This window comes from Methylophilus sp. 5, from assembly GCF_000515275.1.
Lineage (GTDB): Bacteria > Pseudomonadota > Gammaproteobacteria > Burkholderiales > Methylophilaceae > Methylophilus.
In genome coordinates, this window is sequence record NZ_KI911560.1 from 1,045,237 (window position 1) to 1,057,954 (window position 12,718).

A 12,718-nucleotide genomic window follows, 5' to 3' on the forward strand; every position below is an offset into this window, starting at 1 on the left:
GCGGGCTCCTAAGCGGCGGCTATCAGCGGTTGACTGGCCGTTGACTGCGCCGCGACATATTTGAAGATATCGCCATACAGGCGGTAAAAGCGTTTGGCCGCGTGAATCACGGCTTGCTGGTCCTCTGGCTTGGTCAGCTGATTCATCAAGCTTTCGTAAAATGTCACGTGACTAATATCGAGCGAGCCATGTGAAAACAGGTAGCTAAAGGCTTTTTTAGGCAGATTGAGCGCCTGCATGATTTTTTCACCGGCTTGCGTGGCCACCGCCGTGCTGGTGCCTTCGAGTACCAGCACCATGCCAAAAAAGCCGACTGGATTGACGCGATTAATCATGTCATAAGCATACGCCACCATCAGCTCAGTCTCATGGCAGGCAGCATCTACACTCGTCGCGCTATGACGCACCGACTCTTTATCGCCACCACAGGCGGCAATATCATTGAGCACCCACTCCTGATGCCCCATTTCTTCTTCAATATATTCGCCAATCGCCGTGCGCAGCCATTCGTACTCACCGCTCAATCGCCCACCACACGCCATGAGCAATGGCGTGGTGTGCTTAACGTGGTGATAGGCCTGGGTGAGAAACGCCCGATACGTATCTAAGGTGATATTGCCTTGTGCGCCTTGCACAATCAGCGGCAAGGTCATCAAAGCATGACGCTCCTGCGCAGTTGCATTGAGTAATTGCTGGTAAAAAGTCATTTAAATTCCTTGGTAAATCGCATGGATATCAGCAGCATAAGCGGCTGCAATCACATCGCGTTTTAAGCGGCCATTGGCCGTCAGTTGTCCGTTATGCGGGCTAAATGGCTGCTTGGCAAACACCACATCGCCCACTTGCGCATAATCAGGCAGCGATTGGTTCGCCTGCGCAATCGCCTGCGCCACCTGCTCGGTGGTGAATTGCGGCTGCGGCACCACAATCGCCACATTAAACGGTCGCGCCTCTCCAAACACACACACCTGTTGTAATGCTGGCTCGTGTATCAATGTACTCTCCACCCACTCAGGCGACACATTGCGCCCAAACGAGGTAATAAACATATCCTTTTTGCGGCCTGACAGATACACATAGCCATCCGCATCCTGATACGCCAGGTCGCCGGTGGCCAGATAACCTTCCTCATCCAATACTGGCGCAGCAATACCGCCCTCAGCCTGAGTATAGCCATGATACAACGCGCCTTTCACCCACAGCTCGCCGGTCAGATCCACCCGTAATTGCACATGTGGCAATGGCTTGCCTATGCTGCCCGGTTTGTGCGATTGCGGTGTATTTAATGCAACCACCGACGCACACTCAGACAAACCATAGCCTTCAAACACTGGCAAACCCAGCGCGTGGGCTTGCAGAATCAATTCGGGCAACACCTTGGCGCCACCCACCGCCACAAAGCGCAACTGTGCCAGTGGCACCTGGCCTGCTTGCATATACATCACCAGCGCACGCAATAATTCGGGGATCAAAATCGCGGTCGTGGCACGGCTGCCTTGCAAGCCTTGATACAAGCGGCTGATATCAAACTGGCTGCCGCTAAAACCAACCGCCTGGCACGCATACACCACCACCGTCGCCCCGGCAATCAGACTGGCATAGACCCCGGCCACGTTTTCTAGCAAAGTGGCCAGAGGCAACACACAAAAGTGGCGATCGGCCTCGCCTGGTTGTATTAATGTGCGTATAGCACTCGCCACTTGCCACATGGTTTGCGCAGACAGGCAGACACCTTTGGGTGCCCCAGTGGTGCCTGAGGTATAGGTAATTTTATCGGCTGCTGCCACGCGATCATCGGCATGCACACGTAACACTGCCACGGTTTGACCCGCCACCTCCCACTCAGCAAGCAGCGTACTGTCTGGGTAAAGCGGTTGCCAGGCCGCGGGCATATCGGTGAATACCAGGCTCACCCCAGCATCTGCAATCGCATGCTGTTTTTGCGCCGCCGTAAAAAATGCGGGCACGGGGACGTTGCTGCAACCAGCGGCCAGTATCGCTAAATCCAGCGCAATCCAGGCTGGGCTATTATCCAGCGCCAATGCCACAGTGGCCTGGTTTGTCAGCGCCTTCAAAGCACCAGATAGCCGTGCAACTTCAGCCACCAGCGCACGGTAAGTCAGCTGCGTAGCTTGACCCTCGAGGGCAACGCGTGTCGGTGCTTGTAATGCCTGCGCCTGGATCTGTTGTAATAACATGATGGTGATGAGTGCTTATATTGGTGACATTGAGTATGGTCAGTTACAAAGGATCAGCCACACCGCGAATGGCGACAATCTGCGGCGTATGTTTGTAATAACGACCCCACTTGGCGCGCTCTTCTACACTCAATCGCTCAGGGTTGGCCATGGCCAGTGGAAACAGATCTACACCGCCTTTAATCAACCCATTTTGCAGGCTGTGATGCGCAGTCGCTACGCCCCACGGCAAATGCATGCTCAAACTATGTTGAATCACATGGGCGATGAGCACCCCGGCATTGCGCGGATTGGCGACCGCCAAATTGCCGATACAGGTAATCTCCTCGCGAGCGATCTTTCTACCCAACTGGCGCTCTAGTAATTGCTCAATCGGCTCGTCCAGATATTGCTCCAGAAACAATGCCTCTTGCGCCGCATTCCGCAAACCAAACGCCGCCATTAATATGCCGTTCGCATCACGCAATGCCACTAACTGCGGCATAAAGTGATTCACTTGAGCACCGTACACCTGCTTAAATACAGCGGCAATAAACGCTTCCACCTCTTGGCGGCACGGTGCGCCTCGCTCAACCAAATGGCCTGTAATCTCATTCACCTGATACCTTTTCGCCTGGGCAAAACTTCTCAACTCATAAGCAGATGACGCATGATAAAACGATGTATTTGACTCTGAATGCAGCATGTCATTTCTTTCGCCGATAACAATCTTGTCTAGCTAATTGCAAGCGGCATGCCAAATATTTTTTACATTAAAATCATGCACTTACATAAACAACCACCCCACATTTCTGCACTTTTTGCAGAGCCATGACGCTCGAAACAGAATGAAGCCTGCATTTTTTGCATAACACTAGGGTCATAAGGCGCTTCATCAAGCGCACTCGGCCATTGTTGAAAATAATTTCACCATTATATTCAATCAGTTAGACAAGACTGTTTTAGTCAGCGATACAAACGGCATATGAATTGCATTCGTTCGCTCCATATTTTTCAATCACGTAGCCGTTTTATAAACTGAGAGCCTAGAAAGTTATGTATCAATTTTTAAAAGCCTACGGCCTGTTCCTGATATTAAGCGGCCTGACGCCATTGCTGTTATGGATGACCGGCGCTATCTCTGGTGAGGGCTTTAAAGATGCGGCACTCATCACGACTTTGTGGCTGATTCCTTTATGGTGGAACCCGACGCGGATACGCTCACTGAGTGCTTTCATTGGCATAGGCATTGCCTGCCTGGCCTTGCCAGGGCTCGCCTATTTTTTGGTCTATCGCCAAGAGCTCACACAAAGCCTGATGATGATTCTGTTTGAGTCTAACCAGACAGAATCGCAGGAGTATCTCAAGAACTACTTTGTGTGGTGGTTTGCTGCTGTTTTTCTGGTGTATCTGCTGGTGCCCTACCAACTCTGGCGCACCTTGCAGCCAGCGCAGCTCAGTCGCTCCAAAGCACTGAGTTATTCAATGATTGCCATTTTGCTGGCCCTGACCTCTCCGGTAAACCACGCACTTCATGGCCATTGGCATCTCGCCTCAAAAAGCATAGACAGGCACTTTGGTGCAACAGCGCCGTTTCAGTTGATCTTGGGTTATTTCAACTATCAAAAACAGCTGGCCGAGGTCGAAGGTATTTTACTGAGCATGCGTAAGATACCGCCATTAAAAAACCTCACCGAACAGGCTAAACCAGAACAAACCACGCTGGTGTTGGTGATTGGTGAATCGACATCCCGCTTGCACATGAGCCTTTATGGCTACCCGAGAAATACCAATCCCGAACTTAGCAAAATCAAAGATGAACTGGTGTTGTTTGACAATGTTTACTCTCCGCGGCCAAACACCATTGAAAGTTTGCAGCAGGTCCTGACATTCGCAGACCAGTTACATCCCAACGACTACAAAAACAAGCCGTCATTGATTGCCATGATGAAGCAGGCAGGTTATTTCACGATATGGATCACCAACCAGCAAAGTTTAACCGGTCGCAACACCATGCTGACCACCTTTGCCAAACAGGCAGATCGGCAATACTTTCTTAATAACGAACGTCAGCAAAATGCGTTCAGCTTTGATGAAAAGGTGTTAACCCCTTTTGCCAAAAGCCTGGGGGATCCGCATCAGAAGAAGTTGATCGTGGTGCACCTGCTGGGCACCCACATGAAATATGACTACCGCTATCCCAAAGCATTTGCAACCTTCAAGTCTGGCCAAGGCCTGCCTAACCATGCGCTGGATGACACCCAAGTTGACCAGATTGACAGTTATGACAATGCCGTCCGCTACAACGACTGGATATTGTCACAGTTAATTTCAACCTTGAAAGCGAAGCGTCAGCATAGCCTGCTAGTCTACTTTTCGGATCATGGTGAAGATGTGTATGACAGTGCGCCTTATACCTTTCAAGGCAGAAACGAGGCCACGCCCACCCTGCCCATGTACAGTATTCCCTTCATGGTCTGGCACTCCAATGACTGGTTTAACCGTAGCACGACATTTGCCGGGATACAAACCCATCGACAGTATGACAACGCAGATTTTATTTATACCTTTGCCGAAATGGTCGGCCTGTCATTCGATGGTTTTAAAGCCGATGAAAGCCTGGTCAACACGGCCTTCCTGCAAGACAATATTCTGGTCGGCGATCCGTTTATTGGCAAATTAAAACCCTTGCCTGGCACACAACAATTCAACGCGAACAAACTGGCTTTATGGAACCCTGGATATCTGGCAGAACATTAATCAGGCTCTGGTGGCTGTGGCTAATCACCGCAGTCATCATTGTCTGGCTGGCAAATCGGACATCACTGGATATCTGGCTTGCAGACAGCGCATTTGATATGCATCAGCATGCATTTACCCTCAAACACAATGTGTGGCTGGAAAGCGTCATGCATGACTATGCCAAAACCATCCTCACCGTCTTTTGGATATTGCTATTGCTGATTGCTTATGTGCCATGCCCCAAGTTAACAATGCACTTCTCGGCATCCACCATACACGCATTGCGCTGGGTAACCATTTTGGCCTTAGTGAATGCCGTCGTGGTTTCTTGCCTTAAGCACCAAATGCCGCACGCTTGCCCCTGGGACATTGCGCGCTACGGTGGCACCTCACCCTGGGTGCCAACCTTTAGCCACCATCCTGCCATGCAGGCCGGCCATTGCTTTCCAGCCGGGCATGCCACCAGTGGCGTCTGGTTGTCAGCACTCTGCTTGCTTTGGTTGCCGCAGGCACCACGCAAGGCGTTATTGGTGGCCATTGCAGGGCTGGCGGTGGGGGGAGTATTGGGCTGGGCACAACAATTAAGAGGTGCCCACTTTTTGTCGCATACACTGACCTCGCTGTGGTTAATGTGCGGCTGGTTATTAATGGTATTCACTTTCTCCAAGAGTCGTTTTTCATGAGTCTTACTTCAACATTCACACGTATCTCACGCAGTTTTTTTAGCCCGCAAATCTGCCTGATCTGGGCAGTCAGCCTCTGGTTAATGCTCACGGGCAACCACGCTTTATTTGGAAGCCTGCTCAAACTTTATCCCTGGAATGCGCATAACGCAGGATTTATCGTCAGCATCAGCCTGTTTTTCACTTTGAGTATTACGCTATGGTTAATGCTATTAAGTCACGGCCAGTCGGCGCGATGGGTATTACCTGTCATCCTGGTTTCTGCGGCATGGGCTGCCTTTTATATGGATGAGTTTGGTGTGATTATTGATCATGTCATGCTGGACAATGCAGCCAAAACCGATACGCAAGAAGTGATGGGGCTATTGTCATGGGCATTTTTGTTCAAGATGCTGATATTAGGCCTGATACCGGCACTGATCCTGCTTAAAAAAACGCCTGCACGCTTTTTTAAGCAGGATGCCATCACGGTCAGACTAAAACAAATTGGCCTGTTGATGCTGGGCATGCTGCTGGTAACGATGCCATTTTCTGCAGATTATGCGTCGTTTATCCGTGAACATAAAATGGTACGCATGTATGCCAACCCCACCTTTTTTCATTACTCTGTGATTAAGTGGACCTCACAGAAATTGTTCACGCACCACATCACCGGTTTGCAAAAAACAGCTGTTGATGCCCGCAATGTGGGCACAGATCAACACCATGAGCTCATCATTATGGTGGTGGGCGAAACGGCGCGCTTTGATCGTTTTTCGTTAAATGGCTATCACCGTATCACCAACCCCAGGCTGGCCAAAGAAAACGTCGTCAGCTTCAAACAGGTCACGTCTTGCGGCACCTCAACCGGCGTCTCCGTGCCTTGTATGTTTTCAATGTTAAGTAGAAAGCACTACGACGAAGAGCAGGCCTTGCATATGGAAAACGCGCTGGATGTGCTCAGCCGCCAAGGCGTCAAAGTATTGTGGCGAGATAACAACTCAGACTCCAAAGGTGTCGCCTTGCGCGTACCTTATGAAGACTTTAAATCACCAGCGCACAATCCGGTATGTGACGACAACGAATGCCGCGATATTGGCATGCTGCACGGCTTAGACAAGTTCGTGGCAGACAACAAAGACCATGACATCATGATTGTGCTGCACCAGATGGGTAATCACGGGCCAGAATACTATCGTCGCTATCCCGATCAATTCAAGCAATTTACGCCGATTTGTAAAACCGGCCGCTTGTCAGAATGCTCGCAACAAGAGGTCGACAACGCGTATGACAATGCCATTTTGTATACGGATTATTTCTTGTCCGAGGTCATTCAGTTTCTGAAAAAATATGACAGCCACCGCGAAACCGCCATGTTATATGTCTCTGACCATGGTGAGTCACTGGGTGAGCATGGCATCTACCTGCACGCCGCGCCTTACCTGATCGCACCGCAAGAACAGACGCACGTACCAGCGATTGTGTGGGTAGGTCAGCACTTTGACTATCAATTGCCACAAATTTCGCAGTATGCGGACTATCCGCTCAGCCATGACGATGTGTTTTGTACACTGCTGACAGCTTATGAGTTAAAGTCTGAAGTCTGCCATGCCGAATTTGGCTGGCTGGGGCAAAACAGAGAGTTACAAGAAGAGCACCGTAAACACTTGCTTCCAAAACAAGCAAGTACTCACTGATTACTATTATCGCAACGCAAGGCTGGCAGCTCTGAGGTCAGCTTGCTGGGCGTGAGCCAGAACAATGGCTTGATGCGCTCATCCACATGGCACGCATCGATATACCCGATCGCACCATCGGTCTCAGCGACATAACGGATCATGGCTTCTTCTGACTGCACGGTATAAGGTGGCTGCACGCCGTGAAAATACAAACCGTTCCAGTAACTCACCTGCGATCTCGGCGTGCTATGCAACACTTGCTGCGAGAATCTTAATCGCAGCGGGTGTTCACTGTGCAAATTCACCGGGTGCAAGGCTTGTCCATGCGACGCATAGAGTTTCTTGCGCCAAAAAATCAGCCCCAGCTCATCCGGGTGAATCTCAGGGGCCAATCCCGCTTGTGCAGGCACGATCACCGCAATCACGCGATTATCATCGACGGCCACGGCTGTGCCCGTCAGCAAGAGGCTGTATAAGCAGGCCGAGCACATCCAGCGGCGAATATTGAATGTCGTACCGAACAGCATTAAAACATCACCGCAAAAGAGGTCACAAAACCACGCGGCACATCTTCGTATTCGCCGCTACCACCAATAAATTCGAACTTTAGCAACTGGTTTGGCTTCACACGCTTGGTTAACCCCAACACCCAGCGGTCTGCATTCTGGCTATCCACTTCATGCAGGGTTTCGAGCCGGGTGATCCAGTACCACTCACTGCCTAATGAATAGGCACTTTGCAGATAAGCACCGCTGCCGCCATCATCACCGCCCGTCGTTTTGCGTTCATACACCTCACCGCTGAACTCCCAGCGATTGAATTCCAGCAAAAAATCGAGGCCATATAAGTGATAGGTCGGCGAGCCATGAATATCTTTTTGATAGCTCATGACATTTAAACCCAGAGTATTCAATCCGGCATTACTCCCACTCAAACCGAGAATATTATTAAATGCGAGACGCGCCCCCCTCACCTCACGATGCAATATTTCATCACCGTCCTGGCGCTGGTCTTTGAGCGCTTCGGCGTATACCTGATACTCCATGTCCATATGACGGATTGGCAAACTGCCAAACAGCATGGCGCCATTAATGCTTGATGGAAACAGGCGGGTAGTGACTAATGGCCGACTGGCGGTCCACACCAGCGGTGGTGCATGCAGTTGATTCCAGCGGCCGGCGGGCGTCAGGAAGCGGCCCAGGCGGACATTGGCTTTTTCATTCAGGTTATAGTCAAAGTAAAATCGCTCGAGGTCGACATAACTTTGCTTGCTGTTAACCCCGTCGTGGTGATCATAGGAAAACGGATTTTCAAGCTCCAGCTCACTGAAAAACTTGACGCGGGTGCCTTGGTCCCAGGTCACGATCATGCTGACTTCATTCAGTTTGAGCTGTGCGGCTTCAGTCCGCGGCAAACGCGCATCGATGCTGGTATACCCGCCTACGTGAAAGCCGCTCCAGAACGAGTCAGCCTCTTCAGCCACAACTGACTTGCATAGCATACACAGGCTGATTACACTGAGCGTGACCTTGAGCAGGCGGCTTAACATCGCTGATCTATACATGGCTAATGGATGACCGTTTCGGCAAAAAACATTTAACCCGTATTTTCTCACATCTCATGCGCTTTCATTCGCCCCTCACTATCCGCAAAATGCTTTTAATTGCATTTTTGCTGGCTGGTTTGCTGCCCACGCTGCTAGTGAGCCTGCTGAGCTTTTATCAAGCCAGGCAGGCATTGCGCATTGAAATCCAGCACGACCTGCAAACCACTGGTAACGCGGTGGCAGAACACGTAGACCGTGTCTTGAATGAGCGTGTGCAGAACGTGCGCAGTTGGAGCCAGCTCGCTATCATGCAGGATCTGCTCATCGGTGACATTGATAAACGGCTATCGATCTTTCTGGCCGAGACCCGTCACAGCTACGCGGAGCAATATATCAGTCTGGATGTGGCAGATTTGCAAGCCCATATTGTCGCCTCCAGCCGCCCCGCCAATATAGGCCAGGCCTTACATACGCCGCCGGTCTGGATGTCTTTTCGCGACAATGGCCAAACCATTAGCATCTATCACCTGAGCAATCACCAGCTCATGATTTCAGCACTGGTCTTTTCGCAAAACACGCGGCAACCGATGGGACAACTCGTCGCCACCTTTAATTGGCGAGTGATTGAAAACCTGCTTGACCATGCTGCGCAACATAGCACCGAACTGGCACTGGTTGACAGCAAACAACGTATGCTGGCGCAATCCAGCCTGTGGTCGGACCAAAAACACAGCCTGCATGCCAAGGCCGCGATTACCAGCCGTTTGCCACTCCATGGCTGGCAGATACACTTGAACAAAGACCACGATGTTGCCGTCGCGCCTGTACACCGACTAGGCATGATTTTCATTGCCTTGCTCGGCGTCACACTGGTGTTCTCACTGTTGCTGGTAAGGCCCCTCGCCCAAAATATCAGCCGCCCGCTGGAGGCGCTCACCCGCTATGTACAACGGTTTCGCCAGCCAGGCTCCCGGCCTCCGGCCTCCAGCGGGCCAGCCGAGGTGCAATCGTTGCATCAGGCCTTCACCCAAATGGCCACAGACCTGGCTGAGTCAGAGCAACAATTAACTCGCGCTGCCAAATTAGCGGTAGTGGGTGAAATGGCTGCCGCCATGAGCCATGAAGTAAGGACACCATTAGGCATCATGCGCTCATCGGCCGACGTGCTGTTAAGGGAACCGCAGCTAAGTGAAGATGGCCGCGAAGTACTCGGGTTTATTATTTCAGAAACTGAACGCCTGAATAAACTGGTCAGCGCCCTCATTGACGCAGCACGCCCGCGCTTGCCGAATAAAATCCCGCTAGACTTGCAAGCCCACCTGCAGCACGTGGTTGCCATGCTGCAAAAACCTGCACAGGCACAACAGATCACCCTCACGCTACAAGCCTCGCAGCCTATCATCATTGAGGCCGACCAGGACCAGATGACACAAGTGCTGGTCAACCTGCTGATGAATGCGATTCAAATTTTGCCAGCAGGCGGACGCATCAACCTGCAATTATCAGCTGACTCGCAAAGCGCCTATATTGCCGTCGCCGATGACGGCCCAGGTGTGCCGCCCACGCAACAAGACCATTTATTTGAAGCTTTTTTCACCCAGCGTGCTGGCGGAGTTGGCCTGGGGCTGGCCGTGGTCAAGCAAATCATCGAAGCGCACGATGGTACAATCAGCTACAGCACCAGCCCCTGGCAAGGGGCCCAATTTAACTTATCACTTCCGTTAGCGACTGCATAACCATGTCCACCCCGCAACATACTATTTTAGCTGTAGATGACGAACCGCATATGCGCAGATTGCTGGAAATCAGCCTGCGCCAGGCCGGCTACCGGGCATTGTCTGCGGGCAATGGCCGCGAAGCGCTGGAACTGATACAGCAACAGCAAATTGACCTGGTCGTGAGTGATTTGCACATGCCTGGCATGAGTGGTTTGCAATTGCTGGAAGCCATCCGCAAACAATATGAGCGCCTGCCATTTATCATGGTGACGGCACAAGGTGAAATTAAAACCGCGGTCGAAGCCATGAAGCTGGGTGCCAACGATTATATTTTGCGGCCGTTTGAACTCGAAACGCTGGAAATCGCCATCCAGAAAGCCTTGGCGGTAAACCGTATTCAGCTGGAAAATGCCTTTCTCAAGGAAACCAGCCAGCCAGGCGTCACCAGTCTGATCGGCAACAGCCCGCCCATGCAATCGCTCAAGCAAATGATCCAGCAAGTGGCCCCTGAGCGGGCAACCGTCTTTATCGTCGGTGAAACCGGCACCGGTAAAGAGTTGGTCGCCAAGGCGCTGCATGATGCCTCACCACGTAAATCAGAATTATTCGTGGCGGTGAACTGTGCGGCGATCCCGGTCGATATTCTGGAATCAGAATTGTTCGGGCATGAAAAAGGCGCGTTTACCGGCGCCGTCAAAGAGCGTGTCGGTAAATTCGAGCTCGCCAATGGCGGCACGCTGTTCCTGGATGAAATTACCGAAATGCCTATCCAGTTACAGTCCAAACTTTTGCGGGTGCTACAGGAAAACATCGTCGAAAAACTGGGCGGCAACCGGCAGATTGCGCTCGACGTGCGCGTCGTCGCCGCCACCAACCGTGACCCGCTGCAGGCGGTTAAAGAAGGCAAGTTGCGCGAGGATGTGTATTACCGCCTGAACGTGATTCAGTTGCAGATTCCGCCATTGCGTGAGCGCGGCGAAGATGTCGGCTTGCTGGCTGACTACTTTCTGCGCAAACGCCAAAGCCAGCTTAGCGAAAGTGCGCGCTTAAGTTTGCAGCACTACCGGTGGCCAGGCAACGTGCGCGAACTAGAAAACATTTTAGAACGTGCCGCGATTCTGGCAGGCAGCCAAACGATACAACCACAACATTTGCCAGCCGATATCGCACAACCGCTTACACCAGTGGCTGCGGAGTCTAGCCAGCTAGCCACGGATAGCAACGACCTGTCCATTCCTCGGGCAACCGAAGCTATAGAGCGTCGCCTGATTTTGCAAGCGCTTGATGCTTGCCAAGGTAACAAAACCAAAGCTGCCAAGCTATTAGAGATTAGCGAGCGCTCACTCTGGAACAAACTTAATCAGTACGGCTTGCGCTAGAGTTACGCGCTGCCAGCCCACAAGCAATCAGCTTGCCCAAAGATACGTGTCCATGGCCAAAATGCCGTAGGTATTTTCTGGGGTATACCGTGCTGCCTCACCGATGGCACTACCCGCCGCCACAAACAAAGGCATTAAATGATCTTCACTCGGATGCGCCCGTACCCCCTGCGGGCATTCGACCCGGTAATTGAGCAGTTGCTGCCACTGTTGCTGCTGGATGCGCTCAGCCATCCAGTCTGCAAACGGCACCACGTAAGGTAGCGGCGCTGCATCGCGATTAGCCGTAAAAAAATCTGACAAGTTATGCGTGATAGCACCCGACGCCAATATCAGCACATGTTGCGCATGCAGGGCTTGTAATGCGCGCCCCAACGCAAACTGTTCGGCTGGCGTGCTGCGACTTTGTATCGACAATTGCGTCACCGGAATATCCGCCTCAGGGTATATCAACATCAGCGGCACCCACGCCCCATGATCCAGCCCGCGCTCAGGCTCGGCTTGCACGGCGATGCCATGCGATTGCAACAAGGCAACTACTTGCTGTGCCAGCGCAGGCGCACCCGGTGCCGAGTATTGCTTTGCATATAAAGCAGGCGGAAACCCGGCAAAATCATGGATGGTTGCAGGCTCGCGGGCCAGGCTCACGGTCGGCACGCGCGTGTCCCAATGCGCAGACACCACCAGAATCGCTTTTGGCCTCGGTAAGGCGGCAGCCACGTCTGCCAACATCAGGCCGGTGTTACCCGGCTCGATTGCCAGCGTCGGCGCGCCATGTGAGACAAACAACGTCGTCATACCAGCTCACTTTCTCT

General features: G+C 51.9%; 11 protein-coding genes. 5 read left to right on the plus strand and 6 right to left on the minus strand.

Annotated elements, in window-relative coordinates:
* Positions 1 to 8: 8 nt before the first annotated feature.
* From METH5_RS0104960 to METH5_RS0104970, 3 genes are read right to left on the minus strand one after another with little or no spacing between them, the layout of a single operon-like run.
* Complete coding sequence (locus METH5_RS0104960) at positions 9 to 707, minus strand: TenA family transcriptional regulator (RefSeq protein ID WP_029147473.1); 699 nt, start codon at positions 705 to 707, stop codon at positions 9 to 11.
* Complete coding sequence (locus tag METH5_RS0104965) at positions 708 to 2,198, minus strand: AMP-binding protein (RefSeq protein ID WP_029147474.1); 1,491 nt, start codon at positions 2,196 to 2,198, stop codon at positions 708 to 710. It abuts the gene before it with no gap.
* 43 nt (positions 2,199 to 2,241) lie between these two features.
* Positions 2,242 to 2,883, minus strand: a complete 642-nt coding sequence (locus METH5_RS0104970) for a thermostable hemolysin (protein WP_029147475.1) — start codon at positions 2,881 to 2,883, stop codon at positions 2,242 to 2,244.
* A gap of 350 nt (positions 2,884 to 3,233) precedes the next feature.
* On the opposite strand from METH5_RS0104970, the gene cptA reads away from it, so the two are divergent.
* Genes cptA through METH5_RS0104985 form a run of 3 tightly spaced genes read left to right on the plus strand, consistent with a single transcriptional unit; the run spans position 3,234 to position 7,278 of the window.
* The gene (gene cptA / locus METH5_RS0104975; protein ID WP_029147476.1) at positions 3,234 to 4,937 is read left to right on the plus strand and encodes a phosphoethanolamine transferase CptA; all 1,704 of its coding nucleotides are present in this window, start codon (positions 3,234 to 3,236) and stop codon (positions 4,935 to 4,937) included.
* Entirely contained in the window at positions 4,907 to 5,602 is a 696-nt protein-coding gene (locus METH5_RS0104980; protein ID WP_029147477.1) for a phosphatase PAP2 family protein, read from the plus strand. The genes cptA and METH5_RS0104980 overlap by 31 nt, the downstream gene beginning before the upstream one ends.
* Positions 5,599 to 7,278 carry a phosphoethanolamine transferase gene (locus tag METH5_RS0104985; RefSeq protein WP_029147478.1) on the plus strand — a complete coding sequence of 560 codons (1,680 nt, stop codon included), beginning with the start codon at positions 5,599 to 5,601 and terminating at the stop codon, positions 7,276 to 7,278. The genes METH5_RS0104980 and METH5_RS0104985 overlap by 4 nt, the downstream gene beginning before the upstream one ends.
* On the opposite strand, the gene METH5_RS0104990 is transcribed toward METH5_RS0104985, so the two are convergent.
* A complete protein-coding gene (locus tag METH5_RS0104990) occupies positions 7,272 to 7,787 on the minus strand; it encodes a hypothetical protein (protein WP_088177781.1) in 516 nt (171 codons plus the stop codon). The two genes, METH5_RS0104985 and METH5_RS0104990, sit on opposite strands and share 7 nt — an antisense overlap.
* Positions 7,787 to 8,809: a hypothetical protein gene (locus METH5_RS0104995; RefSeq protein WP_029147480.1), complete on the minus strand. Its 1,023-nt coding sequence runs from the start codon at positions 8,807 to 8,809 to the stop codon at positions 7,787 to 7,789. The genes METH5_RS0104990 and METH5_RS0104995 overlap by 1 nt, the downstream gene beginning before the upstream one ends.
* 20 nt (positions 8,810 to 8,829) lie before the next feature.
* On the opposite strand from METH5_RS0104995, the gene METH5_RS0105000 reads away from it, so the two are divergent.
* Both METH5_RS0105000 and METH5_RS0105005 read left to right on the plus strand, forming a co-directional pair.
* The gene (locus tag METH5_RS0105000) at positions 8,830 to 10,542 is read left to right on the plus strand and encodes a HAMP domain-containing sensor histidine kinase (protein WP_232410954.1); all 1,713 of its coding nucleotides are present in this window, start codon (positions 8,830 to 8,832) and stop codon (positions 10,540 to 10,542) included.
* Between the two features lie 2 nt (positions 10,543 to 10,544).
* A complete protein-coding gene (locus tag METH5_RS0105005; protein WP_029147482.1) occupies positions 10,545 to 11,903 on the plus strand; it encodes a sigma-54 dependent transcriptional regulator in 1,359 nt (452 codons plus the stop codon).
* A 27-nt stretch (positions 11,904 to 11,930) separates the two neighbouring features.
* Here METH5_RS0105005 and METH5_RS0105010 read toward each other — a convergent pair whose 3' ends face one another.
* A complete protein-coding gene (locus METH5_RS0105010; RefSeq protein WP_029147483.1) occupies positions 11,931 to 12,701 on the minus strand; it encodes a class III extradiol ring-cleavage dioxygenase in 771 nt (256 codons plus the stop codon).
* Positions 12,702 to 12,718 lie beyond the last annotated feature (17 nt).

Excerpts from the sequence above, each read along its gene's own strand:
- METH5_RS0105010 (WP_029147483.1), bottom strand. The coding sequence starts at position 12,701 with ATGACGACGTTGTTTGTCTCACATGGCGCGCCGACGCTGGCAATCGAG.
- METH5_RS0104995 (WP_029147480.1), bottom strand. The coding sequence starts at position 8,809 with ATGTTAAGCCGCCTGCTCAAGGTCACGCTCAGTGTAATCAGCCTGTGT.
- METH5_RS0104970 (WP_029147475.1), bottom strand. The coding sequence starts at position 2,883 with ATGCTGCATTCAGAGTCAAATACATCGTTTTATCATGCGTCATCTGCT.
- METH5_RS0104960 (WP_029147473.1), bottom strand. The coding sequence starts at position 707 with ATGACTTTTTACCAGCAATTACTCAATGCAACTGCGCAGGAGCGTCAT.
- METH5_RS0104965 (WP_029147474.1), bottom strand. The coding sequence starts at position 2,198 with ATGTTATTACAACAGATCCAGGCGCAGGCATTACAAGCACCGACACGC.
- METH5_RS0104990 (WP_088177781.1), bottom strand. The coding sequence starts at position 7,787 with ATGCTGTTCGGTACGACATTCAATATTCGCCGCTGGATGTGCTCGGCC.
- METH5_RS0104985 (WP_029147478.1), top strand. The coding sequence starts at position 5,599 with ATGAGTCTTACTTCAACATTCACACGTATCTCACGCAGTTTTTTTAGC.
- METH5_RS0104980 (WP_029147477.1), top strand. The coding sequence starts at position 4,907 with ATGGAACCCTGGATATCTGGCAGAACATTAATCAGGCTCTGGTGGCTG.
- cptA (WP_029147476.1), top strand. The coding sequence starts at position 3,234 with ATGTATCAATTTTTAAAAGCCTACGGCCTGTTCCTGATATTAAGCGGC.
- METH5_RS0105005 (WP_029147482.1), top strand. The coding sequence starts at position 10,545 with ATGTCCACCCCGCAACATACTATTTTAGCTGTAGATGACGAACCGCAT.
- METH5_RS0105000 (WP_232410954.1), top strand. The coding sequence starts at position 8,830 with ATGGATGACCGTTTCGGCAAAAAACATTTAACCCGTATTTTCTCACAT.